21 protein-coding genes and 1 riboswitch are annotated in these 25,171 nt (G+C 30.7%); of the genes, 3 read left to right on the top strand and 18 right to left on the bottom strand.

Annotation, left to right across the window (positions count from 1 at the left end; translation table 11 throughout):
• Positions 1-2: 2 nt before the first annotated feature.
• The gene (locus LRR82_RS04155) at positions 3-1,376 is read right to left on the bottom strand and encodes a DEAD/DEAH box helicase (RefSeq protein WP_249030267.1); all 1,374 of its coding nucleotides are present in this window, start codon (positions 1,374-1,376) and stop codon (positions 3-5) included.
• Positions 1,377-1,540: 164 nt separating this feature from the next.
• Between LRR82_RS04155 and LRR82_RS04150 the strand changes: the two genes are divergently transcribed.
• Positions 1,541-1,903 (top strand): YqfQ family protein, encoded by a 363-nt coding sequence (locus tag LRR82_RS04150; protein ID WP_249030266.1) that lies wholly within the window; start codon positions 1,541-1,543, stop codon positions 1,901-1,903.
• On the top strand, positions 1,887-2,873 hold the full coding sequence (locus tag LRR82_RS04145) for a 4-hydroxy-3-methylbut-2-enyl diphosphate reductase (protein ID WP_249030265.1): 987 nt from the start codon (positions 1,887-1,889) through the stop codon (positions 2,871-2,873). The genes LRR82_RS04150 and LRR82_RS04145 overlap by 17 nt, the downstream gene beginning before the upstream one ends.
• Before the next feature lie 73 nt (positions 2,874-2,946).
• Here the strand turns inward: LRR82_RS04145 and ltrA (LRR82_RS04140) are convergent, their stop codons facing one another.
• Both ltrA (LRR82_RS04140) and LRR82_RS04135 read right to left on the bottom strand, forming a co-directional pair.
• Positions 2,947-4,236, bottom strand: coding sequence for a group II intron reverse transcriptase/maturase (ltrA, locus tag LRR82_RS04140; protein WP_249030264.1), 1,290 nt, complete (start codon positions 4,234-4,236; stop codon positions 2,947-2,949).
• A 547-nt stretch (positions 4,237-4,783) separates the two neighbouring features.
• Entirely contained in the window at positions 4,784-6,121 is a 1,338-nt protein-coding gene (locus LRR82_RS04135) for an MATE family efflux transporter (protein WP_249030263.1), read from the bottom strand.
• A 160-nt stretch (positions 6,122-6,281) separates the two neighbouring features.
• Between LRR82_RS04135 and LRR82_RS04130 the strand changes: the two genes are divergently transcribed.
• On the top strand, positions 6,282-7,133 hold the full coding sequence (locus LRR82_RS04130; protein WP_249030262.1) for a Cof-type HAD-IIB family hydrolase: 852 nt from the start codon (positions 6,282-6,284) through the stop codon (positions 7,131-7,133).
• An 83-nt stretch (positions 7,134-7,216) separates the two neighbouring features.
• Here the strand turns inward: LRR82_RS04130 and ltrA (LRR82_RS04125) are convergent, their stop codons facing one another.
• The 15 genes from ltrA (LRR82_RS04125) to LRR82_RS04055 all read right to left on the bottom strand — a co-directional run bounded on the left by ltrA (LRR82_RS04125) (position 7,217) and on the right by LRR82_RS04055 (position 25,165).
• The gene (ltrA, locus tag LRR82_RS04125) at positions 7,217-8,506 is read right to left on the bottom strand and encodes a group II intron reverse transcriptase/maturase (protein WP_249030089.1); all 1,290 of its coding nucleotides are present in this window, start codon (positions 8,504-8,506) and stop codon (positions 7,217-7,219) included.
• A gap of 704 nt (positions 8,507-9,210) precedes the next feature.
• A riboswitch (cyclic di-GMP riboswitch) is annotated at positions 9,211-9,286 on the bottom strand.
• A gap of 89 nt (positions 9,287-9,375) precedes the next feature.
• Positions 9,376-10,134 carry a Nif3-like dinuclear metal center hexameric protein gene (locus tag LRR82_RS04120; protein ID WP_249030261.1) on the bottom strand — a complete coding sequence of 253 codons (759 nt, stop codon included), beginning with the start codon at positions 10,132-10,134 and terminating at the stop codon, positions 9,376-9,378.
• Entirely contained in the window at positions 10,124-10,813 is a 690-nt protein-coding gene (locus LRR82_RS04115) for a tRNA (adenine(22)-N(1))-methyltransferase (RefSeq protein WP_249030260.1), read from the bottom strand. Before LRR82_RS04115 ends, LRR82_RS04120 begins: the two co-directional genes overlap by 11 nt.
• Before the next feature lies 1 nt (position 10,814).
• Positions 10,815-12,059 (bottom strand): RNA polymerase sigma factor RpoD, encoded by a 1,245-nt coding sequence (rpoD, locus tag LRR82_RS04110; protein WP_249030259.1) that lies wholly within the window; start codon positions 12,057-12,059, stop codon positions 10,815-10,817.
• 20 nt (positions 12,060-12,079) lie between these two features.
• Entirely contained in the window at positions 12,080-13,885 is a 1,806-nt protein-coding gene (gene dnaG, locus LRR82_RS04105) for a DNA primase (RefSeq protein WP_249030258.1), read from the bottom strand.
• A gap of 14 nt (positions 13,886-13,899) precedes the next feature.
• Positions 13,900-15,273 (bottom strand): glycine--tRNA ligase, encoded by a 1,374-nt coding sequence (locus tag LRR82_RS04100; RefSeq protein ID WP_249030257.1) that lies wholly within the window; start codon positions 15,271-15,273, stop codon positions 13,900-13,902.
• Between the two features lie 134 nt (positions 15,274-15,407).
• Positions 15,408-16,331 carry an alpha/beta fold hydrolase gene (locus LRR82_RS04095; protein WP_249030256.1) on the bottom strand — a complete coding sequence of 308 codons (924 nt, stop codon included), beginning with the start codon at positions 16,329-16,331 and terminating at the stop codon, positions 15,408-15,410.
• 15 nt (positions 16,332-16,346) lie between these two features.
• A complete protein-coding gene (locus LRR82_RS04090; RefSeq protein WP_249030255.1) occupies positions 16,347-18,206 on the bottom strand; it encodes a YgiQ family radical SAM protein in 1,860 nt (619 codons plus the stop codon).
• 25 nt (positions 18,207-18,231) lie between these two features.
• Positions 18,232-18,972, bottom strand: coding sequence for a DNA repair protein RecO (gene recO, locus LRR82_RS04085; protein ID WP_249030254.1), 741 nt, complete (start codon positions 18,970-18,972; stop codon positions 18,232-18,234).
• Positions 18,962-19,855 (bottom strand): GTPase Era, encoded by an 894-nt coding sequence (gene era / locus LRR82_RS04080; RefSeq protein ID WP_249030253.1) that lies wholly within the window; start codon positions 19,853-19,855, stop codon positions 18,962-18,964. The genes recO and era overlap by 11 nt, the downstream gene beginning before the upstream one ends.
• Positions 19,855-20,250 carry a cytidine deaminase gene (gene cdd, locus LRR82_RS04075; protein WP_249030252.1) on the bottom strand — a complete coding sequence of 132 codons (396 nt, stop codon included), beginning with the start codon at positions 20,248-20,250 and terminating at the stop codon, positions 19,855-19,857. Before cdd ends, era begins: the two co-directional genes overlap by 1 nt.
• On the bottom strand, positions 20,250-20,711 hold the full coding sequence (gene ybeY / locus LRR82_RS04070; protein ID WP_249030251.1) for an rRNA maturation RNase YbeY: 462 nt from the start codon (positions 20,709-20,711) through the stop codon (positions 20,250-20,252). Before ybeY ends, cdd begins: the two co-directional genes overlap by 1 nt.
• Positions 20,701-22,746, bottom strand: coding sequence for a cysteine peptidase family C39 domain-containing protein (locus tag LRR82_RS04065; RefSeq protein WP_249030250.1), 2,046 nt, complete (start codon positions 22,744-22,746; stop codon positions 20,701-20,703). Before LRR82_RS04065 ends, ybeY begins: the two co-directional genes overlap by 11 nt.
• Before the next feature lie 114 nt (positions 22,747-22,860).
• On the bottom strand, positions 22,861-24,042 hold the full coding sequence (locus LRR82_RS04060; protein WP_249030249.1) for an aspartate aminotransferase family protein: 1,182 nt from the start codon (positions 24,040-24,042) through the stop codon (positions 22,861-22,863).
• A gap of 13 nt (positions 24,043-24,055) precedes the next feature.
• Positions 24,056-25,165, bottom strand: a complete 1,110-nt coding sequence (locus LRR82_RS04055) for a M20 metallopeptidase family protein (RefSeq protein WP_249030248.1) — start codon at positions 25,163-25,165, stop codon at positions 24,056-24,058.
• Positions 25,166-25,171: the final 6 nt, after the last annotated feature.

Raw genomic sequence — 25,171 nt, 5'->3', positions numbered from 1 at the left:
CTTTATTCTCCCTCTTCTTTACGTCTTTTTTCAGCTTGTGCTAATTTGCTTCTTTCTTTCTTTTGACGACGAATATCATTTTGAATCATTGCACGTTTTTGTTTACGAACAACTTTATCAACTTCCCATTTTCTTTTCTTTTTATATCCTGGTTTTACTTTTGCAGGTTTACGTACAATTGCTTGTACTTTTTTCTCTAAATCTGTTTGATGTTGAATACGTTTTTTACGTTTTTCACGTTGACCTAAGTCTACAAATTCACCATTACGAATAGCAACTGTTTTAAATTCAATTGATTTCTTTTCTAGTGAAATGATTTTTTCTTCTTCTGATGTATCATACATTGTGTAACAAACACCTGTATAATTTGCTCTACCACTACGACCACTACGGTGAATATAGAAATCTATTTCACTAGGTAATGACATATTAATAACATGGCTTACACCATCTATATCAATTCCTCTAGCAGCAATATCCGTTCCAACAATATACTGATATTCCGCATTTTTAATACGTCTCATCATTTGTTTTCTTTCTCTTGGTTCTAAATCACCATGAATTTCTCCTACTTTATAACCATCTTCACGTAATTTCTTTGCTGTTTCAACAACTTCCTCACGACGATTACAAAATATAATACAAATATATGGATCAATACTATCCATAATTGATTTTAAAACACTATAACGATTTTTATGTTTTGTAGCTAATAAAATATGTTCTACATTTTGAGTAACTGGAATATGTTCATCAATCTCAATAGTGATAGGAGATTGCATATATTTCTTTAAAAAGGGTCTTAATAATTGTGGAATGGTAGCAGAAAAAATCATCATCTGTAGATTATCTTTCATTTTACCAGCAACTGCATCAATATCTTCTAAATAACCATATTCTAAAGTCATATCTGCTTCATCAATTACTAAAATAGAAGCTGTTGTAATTTGTAAAGCTTGTTGATCTAAAGATAAATCTTTAATTCTTCCAGGTGTACCAATTACTACGTGTGGTTGGTTGGTTAATTTATTAACTGCTTTTTGACGATCACTACCACCTACAATGAGTGATACAGATAATTCCTCATTATATTTGCTAAAAATTTTAGCTTGTTCATAAATTTGATTTGCTAGTTCTCTTGTTGGTGCAGTAATAACAGCCTGTACTGTTTTATTAGATGTATCAATTTGATTCATAATTGGTAATAAGAAAGCATGTGTCTTTCCTGTACCTGTTTGAGATATACCAATAATATCACTTCTTTTCGATACTAACGGAATTACTTTTTCTTGAATTGGAGTTGGTGTATTAAACCCCTTTTCTTTAATAACTTGATTACAAAATTCTTTTAATTTAAACTGTTGAAAAGTACTCATTTCGTTTTTCTCCTTTTCTTTATTATTGGCAATTTACTTCATTTTACCATTCTTTTCTTTTTTTTCAAGCATAATGCATAGCCTATTAACTTAACCATAAATTAAGTCATTTGTCAAGAACATATATTAAGAGATAACATATACTATTATTAGGAGATGAAAATATGCAACAACAAAATAACAATAATTACCCCTATCCTATGAACTACTATCCATATTACCCTAACCAATCTATGCAAAGAAGTAATCCTTTAACAAATATGAATCAAAAATTTGGTTTATCAAATATGATACAAACAACAACAAAAACAGTTCGAACTGTTAATCAAGTTATTCCTATTATAAATCAAGTGAGTCCATTAATTAATAATGCTAGGAATGCAATTACTTTACTAAGAGCTTTACACACAATCGATGATATTGATTTATCTATTATTGATGAAGCATTAGCCGAGGAAATAGAAGAGGAAATAGTAACAACAAAATCACAAGAAAAACAAGGAGAACTATTTGAAAATATGGTATAATGGCTATAACTTATTGGAAAGGAGAAATAATCGTAAGATTATTGACAAGTATATGAAAGTATTACCTATTGTTCCTAGAGGATATTGTAAAGGTGTCGTTCGTGCAATTAATCTAGCAAAAAAAGAAGGAAAAACAAATAACAATGTTGCTATTCTAGGAATGATTGTACATAATCAGTTTATTGTCAAAGCTTTAGACCAACTAGGTATAAAAACATTTGAAAATCCTACATTAGATAGATTGGCTTTATTAGAAGAAGTTGATTGTGAAACATTAATTATTACTGCACATGGTGCAAGTCAAGAAGTTTTTGATAATGCCCAGAAGAAAGGGTTTCGTGTTGTTGATGCAACATGTCCTGATGTTATTAAAACTCATCATTTGATAAAAGAATATTTAGAAAAAGATTATGAGATTTTATATATTGGTAAACAAAATCATCCTGAATCACAAGGTTCATTATCAATTGATACAAATAAAGTTCATTTAATTGAAAAAAGTGATGACTTTAATAAACTTGATAAAACCAAAAAGTATGTTATTACTAATCAAACAACAATGTCCTTATTTGATGTTTATCATTTATGTGAGGATGCGAAAGATTATTTTGAAGATGTAACTATTGCTAAGGAAACTTGTAATGCAACGCAAGTCCGTCAAGAAGCGATTGCAAATATAGAAAATGCTGTCGATGTTATTTTTATTGTTGGTGATCCTCATTCCAACAATACAAAAAAGCTTGCAAGCATAGCGAAAGAAAAAACAAAAAAAGATGTCTATATGATAGAACATGTATTAGAGATTGAACCAAGTATGTTAGCAAACAAAAAGTATGCGGCTGTTAGTTCTGGTGCTTCAACCCCTACTTATTTAACGCATCAAGTTGTTGAATATTTAAAACAATATGATGCCAAAGATGCTAGTACGCATGTTCTTCCTTCTATCGATATGTCTCAAATAATCGAGTAGGAGATAAATAATTAATTTATTTATCGTCCTCTCACACCACCGTATGTACCGTTCGGTGTACGGCGGTTCAAATTTATACTAAAATATGTTTTAACTGATACTGGTCTAGTAGTGATACTAGACCTCTTTTCTTTAGTCTAGCGTTCGTTACCGTTCTACACATGATATATGACATGGCAACTCGTGCGTATGCTTTTCTACTATTCGCCCATTCCCATGCTTTATATTTGTTTACTCCTAGTTTTATTAGTGCTCTATATTTTGTACCTATTCTTTTCCATCGTTTCCATATGCACATTCTAAGTCTAAACCGTGTATGTGCATCTATTTGTTTGCACACTTTCTTAAAACTCGCTATTTTAAAGTAGTTGACCCATCCTACTATCAATTGCTTTATCTTTAGTAGTCTGTAATCCATACTCACTCCCCAATTTCGGCTTGTAAGTTGTTTCAGTTTTCTTTTCAGTTTTTCTACAGAAAGTTTATGTGGCTTCGCTTTATAGGTCTTTTGAAGTTTATCATAGTAAAATCCAAACCCTAGGTATTTTGTATCCTCTGGCCTGTTGACTTTGCTTTTTGTCATATTTACTTTTAGCCCTAATTTCTTTTCTATGTACCTACTCACATTCTCTATTACTCTATTTGCTGCTTTTTGACTTCCTACCAATATTTGCACATCATCAGCATATCTTACGAAATTAAGTCCTCTTGCCTCTAATTCTTTGTCCAACACATCAAGCATAATATTTGATAATAATGGACTAAGATTTCCGCCCTGTGGCGTTCCGATTGTTGATTCTTTATATTCGTCATCAATCATGATTCCACTTCTTAGGAATTTTCTAATTAGAGATATTACATCACCATCTTTTACCTGTTGACTCACTAGTCGAATTAGTTTATCATGATGAACATTATCAAAGAATTTCTCTAAGTCAATATCTACTATCCAATGCAATCCTTCATTCATGTGCTCTAACACTTTTATGATTGCCATTTCACAGTTTCTACCCGGTCTGAACCCATAGCTATGTTCACTAAATATTGGTTCATAGATTGGTGTTAATACTTGCACTATCATTTGTTGTACCATTCTATCTTTTACTGTTGGTATTCCAAGTAATCTTACTCCACCATTCTCTTTTGGTATTTCTACCCTTCTTACCGGACTAGGTTTATATCTCCTTGTTCTTATCTCTTCTTTAATTTCTTCGCCGTGTTCTTCTAGGTATTCCTTTAACTCAGTTACTTCCATACCATCTATTCCACTAGCTCCTCTATTTCGTTTGACTTGCTTATATGCTTCTATCATATTTTCTTCACTAAGCAGTTGATTAAGTAATTCATTTCTTTCTGTTTCCATATTTCGTTACTTCCCTTCCTTTCGTTTCCTGTATGTTGACTTATAGCTTTCCTCCGTTCTTGTTTACTCACTATTCTAGTTTCACTCTTGTCCTCGAGTTACACATACCGGTGCAATTTGACAGTTCTTTAACTGATAAATCTGTTCAGTCCTTTGCTCCATACCCATTACAGGTACTTCCTCACTACTACGACCTCGGCTGACTTCTCACAATTCGTTGTTACTACTTTCTCGCTTGTGAGACCTCCCAGGGTAAGGCTATACATCTTTCCCTCCATATATCTTCTATATTTACATTAGATAAGTACTTCATAGTCTGTTAGATTTTGTGTTGTTAAGCACACTTGTCTCTTATCTCCTGCCTGATATAGTTCGTGTTCCTAAGACCAGAGTTTTGTCTAATTCTTCCTTCAGATTCCGCCTCACGATGGACACCCTTGACTTCGACTAGTGGTTGGCGACTATTCCCCCACGGTGGACTTTCACCACTTAGATGTATACCATGCCTGGCACACTTATAAAAAGCGAATAATGAAATTCGCTTTTTTTATTCTTCGGGTAACCAAGAAACACGATGATAATATATTAAAAACATAATGGCACACGTAATCCAAGTGATGGGCCAACCATAGAATATGGTTGCCAATGATCCCGTTATTGGAACCATAATATATAAATAAATTTGTCTTAATATTACAAAATTAAAAATAGTTAAACACATTGGTATCGTAGATTTTCCAGCTCCATATAATACACCACTATATACTTGTACAATAGGCAAAATAATATAAAAAGGAATAAAACAAAGTTGTAATGTTCTACCTGCAGCTACTACTTCTGGAGTACTATCAAACAAGGCAAGTGCAGCTTCGCCAAACAGATATAAAAATACACAAAGTACGAAAATAATAATTGCTAACATTATCAAAGCACAACGTGCCCCTTTTTTAACACGATCATATTTTTTAGCACCAATATTTTGTCCTACAAAGGTTGTAATAGACATATTGATACTTTGAACTGGTAACACAATAAAACCATCGATACGTAAACCTGCTGAGTATCCTGCTACTACATAAGATCCAAATGTATTAATATAAGATTGAACTATTACATTCGATAAAGAAATAACACTTTGTTGAATAGCTGTCGGTAACCCAATTTTAATCATCTTAATAAGTGTTGGATAATCAAAAGCTATTTTTTTAATATTTAATCTAATAGCATAATCTAAATTAAGTAATACTAACAACACTAAAAAAGAACTTACTGCTTGAGAAATCATTGTTGCTATAGCAACTCCTGCAACTCCCATTCCTAGATATTTTACAAATAAAATATCTAAAATAACATTTAAAATACTAGCAATAATCAAAAAATAGATAGGTCTTTTGCTATCCCCTAACGCTCTTAAAACCCCTGAGCCTAGATTATACAATAAAGTAAAACCAATTCCTAAAAAATATATCTTTAAATATAAATAGGATGTTTGAAATATATCATCTGGAACAGCTATTAACCGTAAAATATCATCACAAACAAAAACACCAATAATTGTTAAAACAACGGTCATAAAAATGGTTAATGCCATTGCTGTATGAATCCCTGTTTTTACACCTTCTAAGTTTCTAGCACCATATCTTTGCGCTATAACAACTCCTGCTCCAGCTGAAAGTCCCATAAAAAATCCTATTAACACATTAATAATTGGTGTACTAGCTCCAACTGAAGCTAGTGCCGTGGTCCCAACATAATTACCAACTACATAAGAATCAACGGTACTATACATTTGTTGAAATAAATTACCAATTAATAATGGCATTGCAAAAAATAAAATAGATTTCCAAATAACCCCATCTATTAAATTAATTTCTCTTTTTCTCATTTTTTTATTAAAGTATAAATACTTTATCCCCTATCTTAAAAAGCATAAAAACATGATACACTATTTTTTAGTAAACACAAAACTAATTTCAAATTCTTAAAAAGAAAAAAAAGTAAATATAAGAATAACTATGTTAATCTAACAATAGGAGAAAAGAAAAATGGAAAAGAAAATAATATTTTTTGATATTGATGGTACCCTTGTCTATGAAGAAAATGGAATAGAAAGGATAAGAGAAAAAACAAAAGAAGCAATTGCTCTAACTAGAAAAAAAGGGAATTACGTATTTTTATGTACTGGTCGTTCTAAACCTGAAGTTTATGACTTTATTTGGGATTTGGGTATTGATGGCTTGATAGGTGCTGGTGGTGGATATGTTGAAATACTAGGAGAAGTTTTATATCACCATTGTTTTTCAAAACAGGATGTTTTAAATGTACTAGATTATTTTGAAAAGTATAACTTTGATTATTATTTAGAATCAAATGGTGGATTGTTTGCTAGTAAGAATTTAGTGGAAAGACTGGAGTTTCTTATTTATGGAGATTATCATCATGATATAGATGCTAAAAAAAGAAAAGAATCAAAAAGTAGTCATTTTATTAATGCATTACAAACGAATCAAACCATGTTACGTAATGATATAACAAAAATATGTTTTTTAGAAAATACGAATGTTTCTTTTGAAAAAATAATACAACAGTTTTCAAATCATTTTACAATTCATCATTGTACTGTTCCAATCTTTGGTAATAATAGTGGTGAGCTTTCTTTATTAGATATTAATAAAGCAAAAGCTATTCATGATACGCTTGTTTATTTAGGCATTAATAAAGAAAATACTTTTGCTTTTGGTGATGGATTAAATGATATTGAAATGCTTGAATATTGTCATACCGGAATAGCAATGGGTAATGCAAAAGAAAAGTTAAAAGAAATTGCAGATGAAGTTTGTGCTTGTAGTCATGAAGATGGCATATATGAAACTATGTTAAAATATAAATTATGCTAAAATCGAGTAGGAGATAAATAATTAATTTATTTATCGTCCTCTCACACCACCGTATGTACCGTTCGGTGTACGGCGGTTCAAATTTATACTAAAATATGTTTTAACTGATACTGGTCTAGTAGTGATACTAGACCTCTTTTCTTTAGTCTATCGTTCGTTACCGTTCTACACATGATATATGACATGGCAACTCGTGCGTATGCTTTTCTGCTATTCGCCCATTCCCATGCTTTATATTTGTTTACTCCTAGTTTTATTAGTGCTCTGTATTTTGTACCTATTCTTTTCCATCGTTTCCATATGCACATTCTAAGTCTAAACCGTGTATGTGCATCTATTTGTTTGCACACTTTCTTAAAACTCGCTATTCTAAAGTAGTTGACCCATCCTACTATCAATTGCTTTATCTTTAGTAGTCTGTAGTCCATGCTCACTCCCCAATTCCGGCTTGTAAGTTGCTTCAGTTTTCTTTTCAGTTTTTCTACAGAAAGTTTATGTGGTTTCGCTTTATAGGTCTTTTGAAGTTTATCATAGTAAAATCCAAACCCTAGGTATTTTGTACCCTCTGGTTTGTTGACTTTGCTTTTTGTCATATTTACTTTTAATCCTAGTTTCTTTTCTATGTACCTACTCACATTCTCTATTACTCTATTTGCTGCTTTTTGACTTCCTACCAATATTTGCACATCATCTGCATATCTTACGAAATTAAGTCCTCTTGCCTCTAATTCCTTATCCAACACATCAAGCATAATATTTGATAATAATGGACTAAGATTTCCGCCCTGTGGCGTTCCGATTGTTGATTCTTTATATTCGTCATCAATCATGATTCCACTTCTTAGGAATTTTCTAATTAGGGATATTACATCACCATCTTTTACCTGTTGACTCACTAGTCGAATTAGTTTATCATGGTGAACATTATCAAAGAATTTCTCTAAGTCAATATCTACTATCCAATGCAATCCTTCATTCATGTGCTCTAACACTTTTATGATTGCCATTTCACAGTTTCTACCCGGTCTGAACCCATAGCTATGTTCACTAAATATTGGTTCATAGATTGGTGTTAATACTTGCACTATCATTTGTTGTACCATTCTATCTTTTACTGTTGGTATTCCAAGTAATCTTACTCCACCATTCTCTTTTGGTATTTCTACCCTTCTTACCGGACTAGGTTTATATCTCCTTGTTCTTATCTCTTCTTTAATTTCTTCGCCGTGTTCTTCTAGGTATTCCTTTAACTCAGTTACTTCCATACCATCTATTCCACTAGCTCCTCTATTTCGTTTGACTTGCTTATATGCTTCTATCATATTTTCTTCACTAAGCAGTTGATTAAGTAATTCATTTCTTTCTGTTTCCATATTTCGTTACTTCCCTTCCTTTCGTTTCCTGTATGTTGACTTATAGCTTTCCTCCGTTCTTGTTTACTCACTATTCTAGTTTCACTCTTGTCCTCGAGTTACACATACCGGTGCAATTTGACAGTTCTTTAACTGATAAATCTGTTCAGTCCTTTGCTCCATACCCATTACAGGTACTTCCTCACTACTACGACCTCGGCTGACTTCTCACAATTCGTTGTTACTACTTTCTCGCTTGTGAGACCTCCCAGGGTAAGGCTATACATCTTTCCCTCCATATATCTTCTATATTTACATTAGATAAGTACTTCATAGTCTGTTAGATTTTGTGTTGTTAAGCACACTTGTCTCTTATCTCCTGCCTGATATAGTTCGTGTTCCTAAGACCAGAGTTTTGTCTAATTCTTCCTTCAGATTCCGCCTCACGATGGACACCCTTGACTTCGACTAGTGGTTGGCGACTATTCCCCACGGTGGACTTTCACCACTTAGATGTATACCATGCCTGGCACACTTAAAAGACTATACCGGGGGGTATAGTCTTTTTGATTGGAAATTTTGAATGTACTAAGTATCATATCATTTCCAAATGGATTAAAAATTAAAATATGATAGTTGGGAGCTTCATAGTTTAACTTTTAATATAGTAAAACGATGAAATAGCTTTTTGAAAACAAAAAAAGCAAACCTTGTTTTCTAAACTGATTTGCAACTGGCTGACTCCATCGAGTCCCTATAGCTTTGTGTCACCACCTTGCGATGGTTTTACCGATACAATTTTAAAGTACCTCACGCATTAATTATATGCAATATCCAAGTAGATGTCAATATTAGTTAGACAAAATATAAAAAAAGTAGCAATAGCTACTCTATTTATATTCAAAATAATCTTGACTATCCATTGATAATACTTGAATTGGTAAGTTTTTTAATATTTTTATTAACTCTTTTTCAACAATAACTTCAACATGATGTCCAACATCAATGAATACAATATCGTTTTCATAAGCAAATTGTCCATGATGATATTTAGTATCACCTGTAATAAAAGCATCTACTTGTCCTTTACAAGCAGTTATTTCATCACTACCACTACCACCACAAATACCAATTCTTTCAATCAATTTATCTTTTCTACCTGCTACTTTTAAAGTATTAATTTGAAATACTTCTTTTGTTTTAGTTAGAAAATCATCAAACATCATTGGTGTTTTTAAAATCGCTTTTTTTCCTATTTGAACTTCATCATAACATTCTATATGATGCACATCATATAAAGAAATCAACCAGTCATTCATCGAAATACCATTCATACCACGATCTAAACAAGTATGCAAACTACATACTACGATATCATTTTTTATTGCTTTTTCAACAAATTTACCAAAAGAAACAGATGTATCAATAGCATCGTGTTTATCTAATAATAAAGGATGATGAGAGATAAGCATTGAACAATTTTGTGCTATTGCACTATCTATTGTTTGTTGATCACAGTTTAAGGAAACCATTACTTTATCTACTTCTTGATTTAAATTTCCTACTTGTAACCCACATTTATCAAAAGATAATTGTAAATCTAGTGGAAAATATGTTTCTAAGTAATTCATGATGTCTTTAGCAATCATTTAGAACACCTTCTATTCTTTTTATTTTATCTTGTAATTCAATATATTTAGGATGTTCTTGATGTAGAGTAGATTGGATCTTTTTATAAACATCCGATTGTTTTCTCCATTTTTCTTTGAATAATGGGCTACATTCTCTTTTTAAAACAGGACCAAACTCAATATCATTCACACTATAAACTGCCCCTTTATTACCTGCATAACTAACTACTAATACTTCATAAATATGATTTCCATCTTTTACCATTTCTTCATCCATAATGGTAAAACCATTTTGGAAAAGATAACTACGTAAATGATCGACATTCGCATTTGGTTGTAAAAACAAAACTGGTACTTTCTTTGCATAATCTAAATGTTCTTGCAGAATATCACTTATCAAATAAGCTCCCATCCCTGCAATAGCAATCATATCAACATGCTTATGGATGATTGGTAACAAACCAGGACCCATGATTGCAAACACTTGATCATCAAGTCCATAATAATGAATTGTTTCTTTGGCAGATTGAATCGGACCTTCTGTGATATCACAAGCATATGCTTTTTTAATAATACCTTCTTTTACTAAATAGCTAGGTAAATAAGCATGATCACTACCAATATCTGCTAAAGTATTTCCCTGTAAGTGTTTTTGTATTACATCAGCTAATAATTGTAACCTTTTTGATAATTTCATATTAGCGATTTAAGAAATCTTTTAGACGTTTTGATCTAGATGGGTGTTTTAATTTGCGTAAAGCTTTTGCTTCAATTTGTCTAATACGCTCACGTGTTACATTAAACTCTTTTCCCACTTCTTCTAACGTTCTATTTCTACCATCATCTAATCCAAAACGAAGACGTAATACTTTTTCTTCACGGTCAGTTAATTCTAATAATACATCATTTAATTCATCTTTTAATAACTCATTAGCAGCATAATCATCAGGTGACATAGCTCCTTCATCTTCAATGAAATCTCCTAAATGACTATCATCTTCTTCTCCAATTGGTGTTTCTAATGAAACTGGTTCTAACGATATTTTTTGAATTTCACGAACTTTTTCTGGAGTCATTCCATCCATTTTTTCAGCAATTTCTTCAGCAGTAGGTTCTCTTCCTAACTCTTGAATTAATTGTCTTTGAATACGTGTTAATTTGTTAATAGTTTCTACCATATGAACTGGTATACGAATCGTTCTTGCTTGATCTGCAATTGCTCTAGTAATTGCTTGACGAATCCACCATGTTGCATAAGTTGAAAACTTAAATCCTTTTGTATAATCAAATTTCTCTACTGCTTTAATAAGCCCCATATTACCTTCTTGAATTAAATCTAAGAACAACATTCCTCTACCAACATAACGCTTTGCAATAGAAACAACCAAACGTAAATTTGCTGCAGCTAATTCTTTTTTAGCAAAAGTATCTCCTTCAAGAATTTTTTTCGCTAATTCAATTTCTTGATCTTGCGTTAATAACTCAACACGACCAATTTCTTTTAAATACATTTTAACAGGATCATTAATTTTTACATTACTACCTAATTGTGTATCTTCATATTCAATATCATCTGACTTTGTTTGATACATATCCATTGTATCTGTAGTCATCATATCAAAATCACCAGCAAAATCTAAATCTGGTGTATTATCATCTAAAGAGCTATCTAATTCTAAATCTAATTCTCCAATGGTAGGAACATCAATTAGTAGAGCTTCATCATCAATATCCATATCATCCATATCATTATTAATATCAATTTTATTATCATTAATAAATGATAATAATTCTTCTGCTAAATCATCTGATAAATCATAATTTGATAAATAATTATCTAAAGAATCTTGAGAAAGACGATTTCCATCTTTTTTTGCTTCTTCCACTATTAATGCTTTTAAGTCATCAAAACTAACAGCTTCTACTTTTTTTGTTTTTTTCATAGTTTTCCTCTTTTCTATATTTAATTAATCTTAGGTTTTGTATCATCATTAGCTTCATACAATTCCTCTTTATTCGTTAATATTTGTTCTAAAATCTTAATTTGCTCTTCTGTACTCTTTGTATTTAATAATAGACTTTCTTCTTTTTCTTTACGGAGCATAGCTCCATATCCTTTTAAAGTTTCTACATAACCATCAATAATTTTATGTTTTTGATCAGGTTGTGTATCAAATTCACTTAATGAGGGAATATTTAATTGAGAAACTTCTAAAATAGTTTGAACAGCACTTTGATTTTCAATACTATTTATAAAGTCAGAAACTTCCATTACTCCATTTCGTTTATAGTAAGAAGTAATTAGATTAGCAATTAAGTTATATTCCACATTATGCATTATTTGAACTTTTTTTACATAGATATCACAAACAAATTTATCTTCCATCATATAATGCAATAAATCTCTTTCTGCCCTTTGATACTTATTAATAACTTGTCTTGGAGCCATTACTGGCAAAACAATATCTTGCATAATAGGTTTTTGTACAAAAGGTGCTAAAGATTGTAATGTACTTGCAGAAAATCCTGTTATTTTCATTACAATTGATAAATAGTGTTCATAATCAATAGGATCTTCTAATGTTGAAATTAGTTTCATTGCACTAGTAGTAAATTGTTTTTTATCATCATAGTTTTCAAAATTACAATTATTTTGAAGATAATTTAATTGAAATTGTAGAAATGGCATTGTTAATTCTAAGTTACTTAACAATTCATCTTTGCCATATTTTTCTAATACTTCATCTGGGTCATAACGATCTCTTAAATTAATAACCGTTACATCAAAACCTTCTTTTTTTAATAACTCACCCATCTTATATGTAGCAGTTTGTCCAGCATTATCACCATCCATGCATAAACGAATATTTTTAGTAAGACGTTTTAATAATTGGATATGACGTTTTGTAAAAGCTGTCCCCATTGTTGCAATAGCTTGGTTTATTCCAACTCGATATAATGCAATAACATCCATAAAACCTTCACAAATATAAATATGATTAGCATGCCTTACTGCATCAATACAACGATGATAATTATAAAGCACTTCCCCTTTCACAAATACTTGTGATTCACTAGAATTAATATATTTTGCTTGATCACTATTTTTATCAAAAACACGACCACTAAAAGCAACTACTTTCCCTTCACTATTGTGAATGGGAAACATAATCCGATCGACAAAACGATCACGTTTATATTTACCTTCTACAATTAATCCTGAACGATATGCATCCATATCGTCATAACCTTTTTTTTCAAAAGCAGGAACAAGACATTGTTTTGGTAATGAATAACCAATTTTAAAATGATCAATAACAGTATCACTAATGTGACGATCAGTTAAATACTTTTTAGCTTCCTTCGCTAAATCAGTACTTAAATAATAATGATAAATATTAGTTGCATCCTCATACATATCATAAATAGGAACCAATTCTTTTGCCACTTCTTTTACTGGTGCCTTGTATTCATATTCACTAACATCAATATTTGACATTTTAGCAACTTCTAAAACTGCTTGATGAAAAGTGATTTTAAGATAATTTTGTAAAAACATAAAAACATTTCCACCAGCTCCACAAACAAAGCATTTATAAATTTGTCTTTCTTGAGAAACAGACATCGATGGATGATTATCTTGATGAAAAGGACATACAGCAACATAATTTTGTCCTTTTTTAATTAGAGGCAAATATGCTCCGATTACATCGATAATATTAACACTTTGTCTGATTTCTGAAAGCTTACTATCTGGTATTCTTGGCATATCCACCCTCCTTTTTAAAATTTAATTTTTTCACTAATATAACTTACTAATTGATCAATTGGTAAACGAATTTGTTCCATCGTATCACGATCACGAATAGTAACAGCATTATCATCTAATGTATCAAAATCAACAGTAACACAATATGGTGTTCCAATAGCATCTTGACGACGATATCTCTTTCCAATTTGACCAGCTAGATCATATTCACACATAAATTCTTTTGCTAATAACTGATATATTTCCGTTGCTTTTTCACTTTGTTTTTTAGTTAAAGGTAAAACAGCCACTTTATAAGGTGCTACACTAGGATGTAATTTCATTACTGTTCTAGAATCTCCACCTTCTAATTCCTCTTCTTGATAACTATCACATAAAACAGATAAGAATAAACGATCTGCACCTACTGATGGTTCAATAACATAAGGAATATACTTTTCATTTGTTTCAGGATCTAAATATTCTAAACTTTTTTTAGAAAATTCCATATGACGAGATAAATCATAATTCGTACGATCAGCAATTCCCCATAATTCACCCCAACCAAATGGATATGCATATTCAATATCACTTGTTGCTTTCGAATAGAATGACAATTCTTCTTTTTCATGATCACGGAAACGAACATTTTCTGAGTTTAATCCTAAATCCATTAAGAATAGATGACATTGGCTTCTCCAATATTCAAACCATTCTAAATCAGTATCTGGTTTACAGAAAAATTCTAATTCCATTTGTTCAAATTCTCTTGTTCTAAAAATAAAGTTACCTGGAGTAATCTCATTTCTAAATGACTTTCCAATTTGTCCAATTCCAAAAGGAACTTTCTTTCTTGAAGTTCTTTGAATATTTTTAAAATTAACAAAGATTCCTTGCGCCGTTTCTGGACGTAAATAAACAACATCCTTTGCATCTTCAATCACTCCCATATGTGTTTCAAACATCAATTTAAACTGACGTACATCTGTGAAATCTTGTTTACCACATTTTGGACAAACAATACCAACTTTACGAATATAGTCCATTGTTTCTTCATTAGACCATCCTTCACTATGTACATTTTCATCATGTTCTTCAATTAATTTATCAGCACGATGTCTTGTCTTACATGATTTACAATCAATCAAAGGATCCGAGAATCCCCCAACATGTCCTGATGCTTCCCAAACTCTAGGATTCATAAAGATTGCAGAATCTAACCCTACATTTAATGGTGATTCTTGAATAAAACGTTTCCACCATAAACGTTTAATATTGTTTTTCATTTCAACACCTAAAGGACCATAATCCCAAGTGTTTGCCAATCCATCATAAATTTCAGAACCTTGATATACAAACCCTGATGCTTTTGCATGATTTACGATAATGTCCATTTCTTTTTTTGCCATTTTCTTTTCTCCTTTGTCATAAAAACATAGACTCGGAATTCATATTCCAAGTCTATTTTGTAGAAATTTTAAAAGTTTAAATATACAACTAATATACCCTTATAGTGGTGTCTTGTCAACCAACAATAAGGGTATTACATAAAGGTACGTGCATTTAGCCAAGCTAATATATTTTCATATACTTCACTTTTATTTACCTCATGTAATAAGTCTTGTCTTTTACTATCAAATGTTTGGAAGTCTACATCAATGACTCCTGCTTTTTTATATTTTTCAAATAATTGTTTTGCTACTTTTCCTTCTTTACCAAAGTTATCAAATTTTCCGCTTATAAAATAAATGGAAACATCATGAATAACATTTTGGAAATAACTGGCCGAATTTACCAACTTTGATAATTGAATAATTTGATGATAAGCTTTATTGGTATAAACAAAATTTGTCATTGGATCTTCTAAATAAGCATCCAATTCTTCTATATCACCAGTTAAATAATTAGCTGTATTAGAATCCCCTTGTAACTCTTGATTAAACTGATAATCTAATATTCTCTTTACTCTTTTACTACGATACATATTTCCTTTTAACATTTCACTAATCTTAACATAGCGACAAAATGTCTTATAATCATGAAAATGTCCCGGAGAAATTAAGATAGCTCCTTCAACAAATTCCCCATAAAGACTTAAATATTGTCTTACAACAAGTGTTGAAAACTGGTTACCTATGATGAAATAAGGCAAATCAGGATAAGCTTCTTTTGTTGTCATCAAAACATGATGAATATCTTTAACAAGCGTATCTTGAATCATTCCTTCTCCAAAATAGCCTTGTTCAAATTGATATAAGGATGTTCCATGACCAGGAAAATCAATAATCACTACAATATAACCTTCTTGTCTTAAAAATTTTGCAAAATTAATATATCGATCTCGATATTCACCTAAACCATGGTGAATTTGAACAATACCACGGGGTCTAATAAAGATCTGTGGAACGTATAAATCATAATATAAATGTGTATTTGTGCACGATGTAAATGTTCCACTGTTTTTCATTAGACATTCTCCCCTCTAGCGTTTTTTACGATAGTTTTGTTGATTATTCTTTGATTGATAAGAACGATTTTCATGATATTTGTTTTTTCTCGGTGCAATTAAACAATTTTTACCATGACCGATTAAATCTTCACGTTTTGCTAATTTCAAAGCATTAAGTACTAAATCATAGTTCTTAGGATTTTTATATTGAATTAATGCTCGTTGCATTGCTTTTTCTTTTTGTGTTTTAGGTACGTATACCGGTGTCATATCACGTGGATCTAATTCTGTGTAATACATTGCTGTTGATAATGTTCCAGGGGTTGGATAAAAATCTTGAACCTGTTCTGGTTGATGTTTAATATCTCGTAAATATTCAGCTAATTCAATTGCTGCATGAATATCACTACCTGGATGAGAAGACATTAAATAAGGTACTAAATATTGATTTTTACCATATTCAGCATTTATTTTATAATATTTCTCAACAAATTCTTCATATAATCCTCTAGCTGGTTTCCCCATTTTAGATAAAACACGATCACTAATATGTTCCGGTGCAACTTTAAGTTGTCCACTAATATGGTTCTTTACTAAAGAACGGAAGAATGTTTCATCTTTATCATACATTAGATAATCATAACGAATACCAGAACGAACGAATACTTTTTTTACATTTGGTAATTGCGTCAATTTATCTAAAAGTTCTTTGTAATCTTGATGTGTCACATTTAGGCTTTTACATGGTTTTGGCCATAAACACTGTTTTGTTGGACAAGTACCATGCTTCACTTGTTTTTGACAGCTAGGCTGTCTAAAGTTTGCAGTAGGCCCACCAACATCATGAATATATCCCTTAAAATCAGGTTCCCAAACCATTTTTGATGCCTCTGATAACAATGACTCATGAGATCTAGCTTGCATTTGTCTGCCTTGATGGAACGTTAATGCACAAAAATTACACGATCCAAAACAACCACGATTACTAATTAAAGAAAATTTAACTTCATCAATTGCTGGAACATGCCCTATTGCTTTATAACTCGGATGATAGTCACGAGCATAATCTAAAGAATAAGCACGATCAAATTCTCTTTGTGTTAATGGACGATTCGGTCTATTTTGAACTACATACCATCCTGAATAAGATTCTACTAATACTTTAGCTACAAAATGGTCTGTATTTAAATATTGTTGTAAAAATGATTTTGCATAATTTTCTTTGCTTTCACAAATTTCTTTATAACTAGGTAACATAATTGGTTTTTCGAGATGATCAATTGATTTTGTTTTATAAACAATTCCATCTAAATAAGTTAAATATTTAGGTTCTAAGCCACTATCTAACGCTTCTGCCACCTCAATAATACTATTTTCACCCATACCATATAATAACAAATCAGCGTTTGCATCAATAATAATTGATTTTCTAACCTTATCATCCCAATAATCATAATGTGCCAAACGTCTTAAACTCGCTTCAACCCCACCAATAATAATAGTAGCATCCTTAAAAGCTTGTCGTGCCATCTGACTATATACGATAACTGCTCTATCCGGTCTTTTAAACCCTTCACTACCTGGCGTATACAAATCTTTATGTCTTCTTTTTTTACTTACCGTATAATGATTCACCATTGAATCAATATTACCAGAAGAAATTAAAAATCCTAACCTAGGTTTTCCAAATTGTTGAAACTCTTCTACAGAGTGCCAATCTGGTTGAGCAAGAAAGCACACCTTAAAGCCTCTACTTTCTAAGACTTTACAAATAATAGCCGCCCCAAAAGAAGGATGATCTACATAAGCATCTCCTGAAATATAAACAAAGTCTGGTTGACTCCATCCTCTTTCTTCCATTTCTTGTTTATTTGTAGGTAAAAAATTTTGCATGTATTCTCTCTCTTTCTTTGAAACTCTAAATTAAAAGTGATTTTATAAATTTTTTAGTTTTAAAATTTATACCACTAAACTCATCTAAAAACTGTTGCATTGTTTTTGCAACTTCTAAAATAATTGCTTCCTCCATATCTAAACAGTCTACTTTATCCATAGGACATAAGTTGATATAACGAAAAGCTCTTAAAACATCTAAATCATAAGGTTTATCAAACTTAGTTGCACACTCTTCACAAACAAAACCACCACTATAACTAATTCTAGTCAAATGATCCTTTCTTCCACATTCTATGCAACCATCCACCACTAATGAACAACCATGAATACGTAAAATAAAAGCAATAAATAGTGCATAAATCAAATAATAGGAATAACCTTGTTCTAACTTTTCAAAAGCTATAAAAGCATTTTGATAAATATCACTGTCTGGTTCATGACTTTCTGTCATTACTAATAAATACTCTAAGATAAAACTAGCAAAAATTTCCAATTCAATACTTTGTTTTAAAATACGATATTCATGAATAATACTAGCTTTTACCAAACTAGAAATACCTTCTTTATAAATAATCGTAAATTGTGACAAAGTTAAGGTTAAACAAGCTGCTCTATTTTTACTTTTAGGACTTTGAATACCTCTTGCATGAATTGTTATTTTCCCATATTCCTTGGTATATACTTGTAATAAAACATCTCTTTCTTTATAAGGAGTACTCTTTAAAACAAAACCTTCGACTACTTCACTTTGTTTAGTAGTCATCTTCGTTATAACCAAATTCTTTTAAGTATTTCTCCTTATTTCTCCAATCACGTTCTACTTTTACAAACAACTCTAAATGAACTTGTGTCTGTAAAAAACGAGTCATATCTCTTTTTGCATTTTTACGGATTTTTTGAATCATCGCACCTTGTTTCCCTACGATAATCCCTTTTTGACTTTGACGATCTACAACAATGGTTGCATATATCTCCATCACCCCATCTTCTGCTACTTGCATTCTTTCAATCACAATAGCAACACTATGTGGTACTTCTTCTCTTGTAAAATATAAAATCTTTTCACGAATAAACTCAGCCATTACAAAACGTTCTGGATGATCTGTCATTTGATCTTTTGGATAATACATATGTCCTTCTGGTAAATATTGTTTAATTACATCTAATAAAGTAGTAATATTGTTATTTTCCAAAGAACTTATTGGAATAATCTCTTTAAAATCATATAACGAAGTCCATTCTTGTAATTTTTCCATTACTTTTTCTCTTGGTAACAAATCTATTTTTGATAAAATCAAAAATACTGGACCATCTGCTTCTTTTAGTCTTTCCAAAATAAACTTATCGCCTTTTCCTATAGCCTCATTACATGGTGCCATAAACAAGACAACATCTACTCCAAAAATACTATTTAATGCAGTTGAGTTCATAAAAGTTCCCAATCGATCTTGAGGTTTATGGATACCTGGTGTATCCATAAAAATCATTTGTGATTGTTCATCTGTATATATTCCTTGAATCGTATTTCTAGTAGTCTGTGCAACATCTGACATAATCGCTAATTTCGTTTCTAAAATACCATTCAATAAAGTTGATTTTCCTACGTTAGGTCTCCCTACAATACTAATAAATCCTGATTTAAACATTATAAAAATTCTCCTGTAAACATTCTTGGTAATAATTCTTCCATATTCGTAACAATATATTTTTCTTCATTTGATAAAATAACTGGTGTATGTTTATCTAACAATTCTGCTAAGACTTGACGACATGCTCCACAAGGTGTACAAACATCATCTCCTTTGCCAGCTATTGCAATTGCGAGAATATCATTTCTACGATATCCTTGGCTATATGTTGCATAAATCGCATTACGTTCTGCACACATTGTTGATCCATAGGCTGCATTTTCAATATTGGCCCCAACAATAAAAGTGCCATCTTTTAACGCTACACAAGCACCAACACCATAGTTAGAATAAGGATTATATGCATTTTTTCTTGCTTCTAGTGCTCTATTCATTAAATCTTGATAGTCCATTATACTCTCTCCATTCCTACTTTATCTAATATTATCTTTTGTAACGCAATCATTTCTTGTTCTTCTTTTTCTTCCATATGATCATAACCTAATAGATGCAATAGTCCATGAGTAAACAAAAAACACATTTCTCGATCTAATGTATGATTGTATTCCTTAGCTTGACTAATCGCATGTTCATTTGAAATAAATATATCTCCTAAACACCTAGGCTGACCTGGACAATAAAATTGTTCATTATCTTCTAAAGCAAAACTAATAACATCGGTAGAACGATCAATGTTTCGATATTCTTTATTAATTTCATGAATTTTATGATCATCTACAATAATACAAGATAGTTCTAAATCATCTACTAACTGTAGATGATTGCAAGCTTCACGAATAATATTTTCATATATTTCTTGATAATTAGTAGATAATAAATTATCTTCATCTAAATACGCTAAATCAATTTCCATTGGTCTCTCCTACTTCTTTTTGAATTTTATTAATTATAACATATTCAAAGTCAAGATTCACTAACTTTGTATGATGACTTATCAGTATTATAATCATATTTTCTTGTTTCGTTTCTAAATAGTCAAATATAAGCTTTTCCTTTATTTTATCTACATTACTAGTAGCTTCATCTAGTATTAAAACATCTGGATTAATAACGAAAGCACGGACTAGCATGATTAACTGTAATTGTCCACTTGAAAAGTTATCACTATCCATTATTAAATCCAGTTTTTCTATAATATCATTACTTTGAAATAGTTGCAATAACTCAATAGCACTTTCACGTAACTCTTGACGATAACCAATGATATTAAACAAGACTGTTTCATGAAAAAAAGCTGGATTTTTATGTAAATAAATCATCCTTTTATACAAACTTGCTTGATCAATCTCTTGTATATTGATCCCATTAATCAGCACTTCTCCACTATCTACTTGATCAAATCCCATTAACAAATGACATAATGTAGTTTTACCACAACCATTTTCTCCACTAAGTATAATGGACTTATCAATCAGGATATCATACTTAGAAAAGATAGTTCTATGATAATCGTAACTATAACTTATGTAATTACACTCTAAACTAACAATCTTTTTTATTTTCTTTGTCTTATGTTGTTTATTAGGAAGTAAATCTTTGTATCTTGAAAAAATAATAGTTTGTTGTTTCCATTCTAAAAACAAAGAGACAATTTCTACCATTGGTTCCATACAATAACTTATCAACATATAAATAAAGAAAATCTTACCAACACTAATCATATCTTGACGAAATAAGAAATAACAATAAATCATCATGATATACATACTTCCCTGGATTACTAATTCTATGACGAACTCTAATAAATAATAATCTTTATTTTTTTCCACTTCATAATATTGACTAGCAGTATAAAAATGCTGAAGCTTTTCTTTAAAAAAAGTACGATATCCAAATTGTTGAATATTCATCAAATTCTCACAACCTTCTAAAAATACAGTATTCACTTCATCTTCTTTTACAATATTTTTACGAGTACTTTTTTGTATTCTTTTCATTAAATAATAAGTAATAATCATCATAACAAACATATCTACTATAAAAAATAACGCAAAGCCCCTCCCTTGATAAAAAAGGACTAGAAAAACACTAATTAAGATGACACTATCAATAAACAAAACACTATATAAATTACTCATAAATTTTGTCATCGAAGATAAGCCCTTTATTTTGTTCATTAAAGTTCCTACTTTTTGTTTTTGGATATCACTTGTTTTTAGATATAGCATATTTTGCATTGTCCGTAAAATATACTTTTCATTATTTTCTTTATAAATATACTCTAAACATATTTGATGACCATAATGTAATAATGCCTTTATAACATAAATTACAACAAAGATACACGTTATACTTAAAAAATAAAATAGTGACGTTTCTAACAAAGTATCTATATATATTTGAAAATAATAAGATAATAATATATTTCCTATTGTTACTAAGATAGTAAATCCAGATATTTTTAAGATATTTATTTTTTGATCTTTTAAATGTTCTTTATAAAATTGATAAATAGAATGAAAAGATTCTTTTTCTAATGGAATACCTACTTCTTCTATCATAATAACTGTCCCTTGATATGCTTTTTCAAACTCTTTTATCGTCATCTTAATATAACCTTCTCCAGGATCTTTTATAAAAACTATTCCTTTTTCTAGTTTATACAAAACAACATAATGATATAAATCTTTGTGAAGCATTAAAACAATACAAGGGTATTTCCCGTTTGCTTGAATATCATCTAATGAAGCATGATAAGCTTTGCTTTGTAAATGATAGTGTTTTAAACACTGTAACATTCCATATACACTTGTCCCATTATCATTATTCTTACAATAATGTTTTATTTCTTTTAACTCTACTCTTCTTTGAAAATGAAGTAAAATCATTTGCACACAAGCACTACCGCAACTCGTTATATCATCTTGATAACATATTCCTTTATTCATCAAATCACCTCAATAATATATACGTTTGAAACTTAAAAATTGCTTTAAAAAAGAATGATAAATAACTTATTATTGAAATCATCTAAATGAGTTTGTTGAATAAAAAAAAGAAGCTTATGCTTCTTTCATAATTTCTTCTAAAATAGAAACAAACTGATCAACATGAGCCTCTTCAATAATAAATGGTGGTAACAAACGAATAACATTCGCACCAGCACTAACAAAGATTAATCCCTTTGCCTGTGCTTTTTTGATATAATCTCCAACAGGATGATCAAACACAAGTCCTTGCATTAAACCCAATCCTCTTCTTTCAACTATACAATCATATTTTTCAACAAGCTTATTTAACTCTTGTTCTAAATATTTCCCAATCAATGCAACATGTTCCACTAAATTCTCTTTTTCTAATATTTCAAATACTGTTTTGACAGCCATACCAGCCATTGGATTACCACCATAGGTAGTTCCATGATCTCCTGGTTGTAAAGCATCTGCTATTGCTCCATTTGCTGCAAAAGCACCAACTGGAAAACCAGCGCCTAGGCCTTTTGCCATACAAACAATATCCGGTGTAATATCAAATTGCTTATAAGTCATAATTGTTCCAGTACGTCCCATTCCTGATTGAACTTCATCAAAAATAAAAACAATATCATGATCTGTACATAATTGACGTAGTTCTAAAATAAATTCTTTTTTACAAACAGTCAAACCACCTTCACCTTGAACAGGTTCTAAGATAATGGCACAAGTACGTTCATTTATTAATGTTTTTACACTTTCTATATCATTTAATATAGCATGGTGAACACCATCAATTAAAGGACCAAAAGCCTTTTGATACCCTTCATTTCCTGTTAAACGTAATGCCCCTGTTGAACGACCATGAAATGATTGGTGAAAAGAAATAATTTCACTATCTGTTTTTTGATGTTTTAAATAATAATATTTACGTGCTAATTTTAAAGCACCTTCCGTAGCTTCTGTACCAGAATTAGTAAAAAATATTTTATCCATTCCGATTGTTTCACAAACTACTTTGGCTGCATCAATAGAAACAACTGTATTAAAATAATTTGATACATGCATTACTTTTGTTAATTGTTCTTGCATTTTTTCAACATATAATGGATAAGCATGACCAAAAGAATTTACTCCAATTCCAGAATAAAAGTCTAAGTATTTTTTTCCATTAACATCATATAAATAAACACCTTTTCCATGATCCATAGTAATATCATATCTTCCATAAGCGTGTAAAAACACTTCTTTTGATTGTTCCAAATAATTCATTCAAATCCTCCCCCTACATATTACAAGCTAGCTGGTAATATGTTTCAATTGCTTTTTCTAAAACAGTTTCATTAAAATTAAATGTTTCAGTATGTAAACCACTTGTATATTGTTCTGTTTTTGTTCCTAAAAAGAAGAATATTCCTGGTACTTCTTTTTGATAATAAGAAAAGTCTTCTGCTAACATAAATGGTTCTTTTAGTTCTATATAATTCCCTATCATATTTTCTTTAAATTTTAGATATAAGTTTTCATCATTAATAACAGGAGGATACATTGGAGGACATGTACAATGAATTGTACAGTCATATGCTTGTTCCATTCCTTTATTTATTTCTAAAACTTTATCGGCAATTAATTGATATGCTTTTTCATCAAAGGCACGAATAGTCCCTTTTAAAACAGTTTTATCAGCTACAATATTACGGGCACTCCCGCCCTCAATATTTCCAATATGAATAACACTAGGTTCAAATGGGGAAAGCATTCTACTAACAATAGTTTGATATTGACTTATTAGTTGAGTTGCAATCACAATACTATCAATACCTTGATGATACAATCCAGCATGAGCACTTTTACCAATAATCTCAATATCCAATTCTCCATTCGTAGCCATAAATGCACCACTTTTACAAGCAATAGTTCCTTCTTCAATAAATGGCATTAAATGCATTCCAAAAATAGCTTGAACATTATATTCTAATAACAAACCTGTTTCTACTACTAATTTAGCTCCTCCTGGAGACTCTTCAGCAGGCTGAAATAGCAATAAGAAATTATGAGCAAAATCATTTTTTGATTCTTTTAACTTCTTAGCAAACCCTAACAAAGCTGCCATATGTCCATCATGTCCACAAGCATGCATATACCCTTGATGAGTCGATGCATATTCTACATCATTTGCTTCTTGAATTGCTAAAGCATCAATATCACTACGAAAAGCTAGTGTTGTTTCTTTTTGGTTGTCAATGAACACATAAACACCTGTCTCTAGCAAATCAATAGGTTGATACCCTAATGAAGTTAGAACTTCTTTTAAATAGGCTGTTGTTTTAAATTCTTCTAAGCCTAATTCCGGTATTTGATGTAAACATTGTCTCCATGTTTTTACATCTTCCATATGTAC

The organism is Tannockella kyphosi, from assembly GCF_021054785.1.
In the GTDB taxonomy this organism is placed as follows: domain Bacteria; phylum Bacillota_I; class Bacilli_A; order Erysipelotrichales; family Coprobacillaceae; genus Tannockella; species Tannockella kyphosi.
This window is presented reverse-complemented; position numbering and strand designations above follow the sequence as displayed.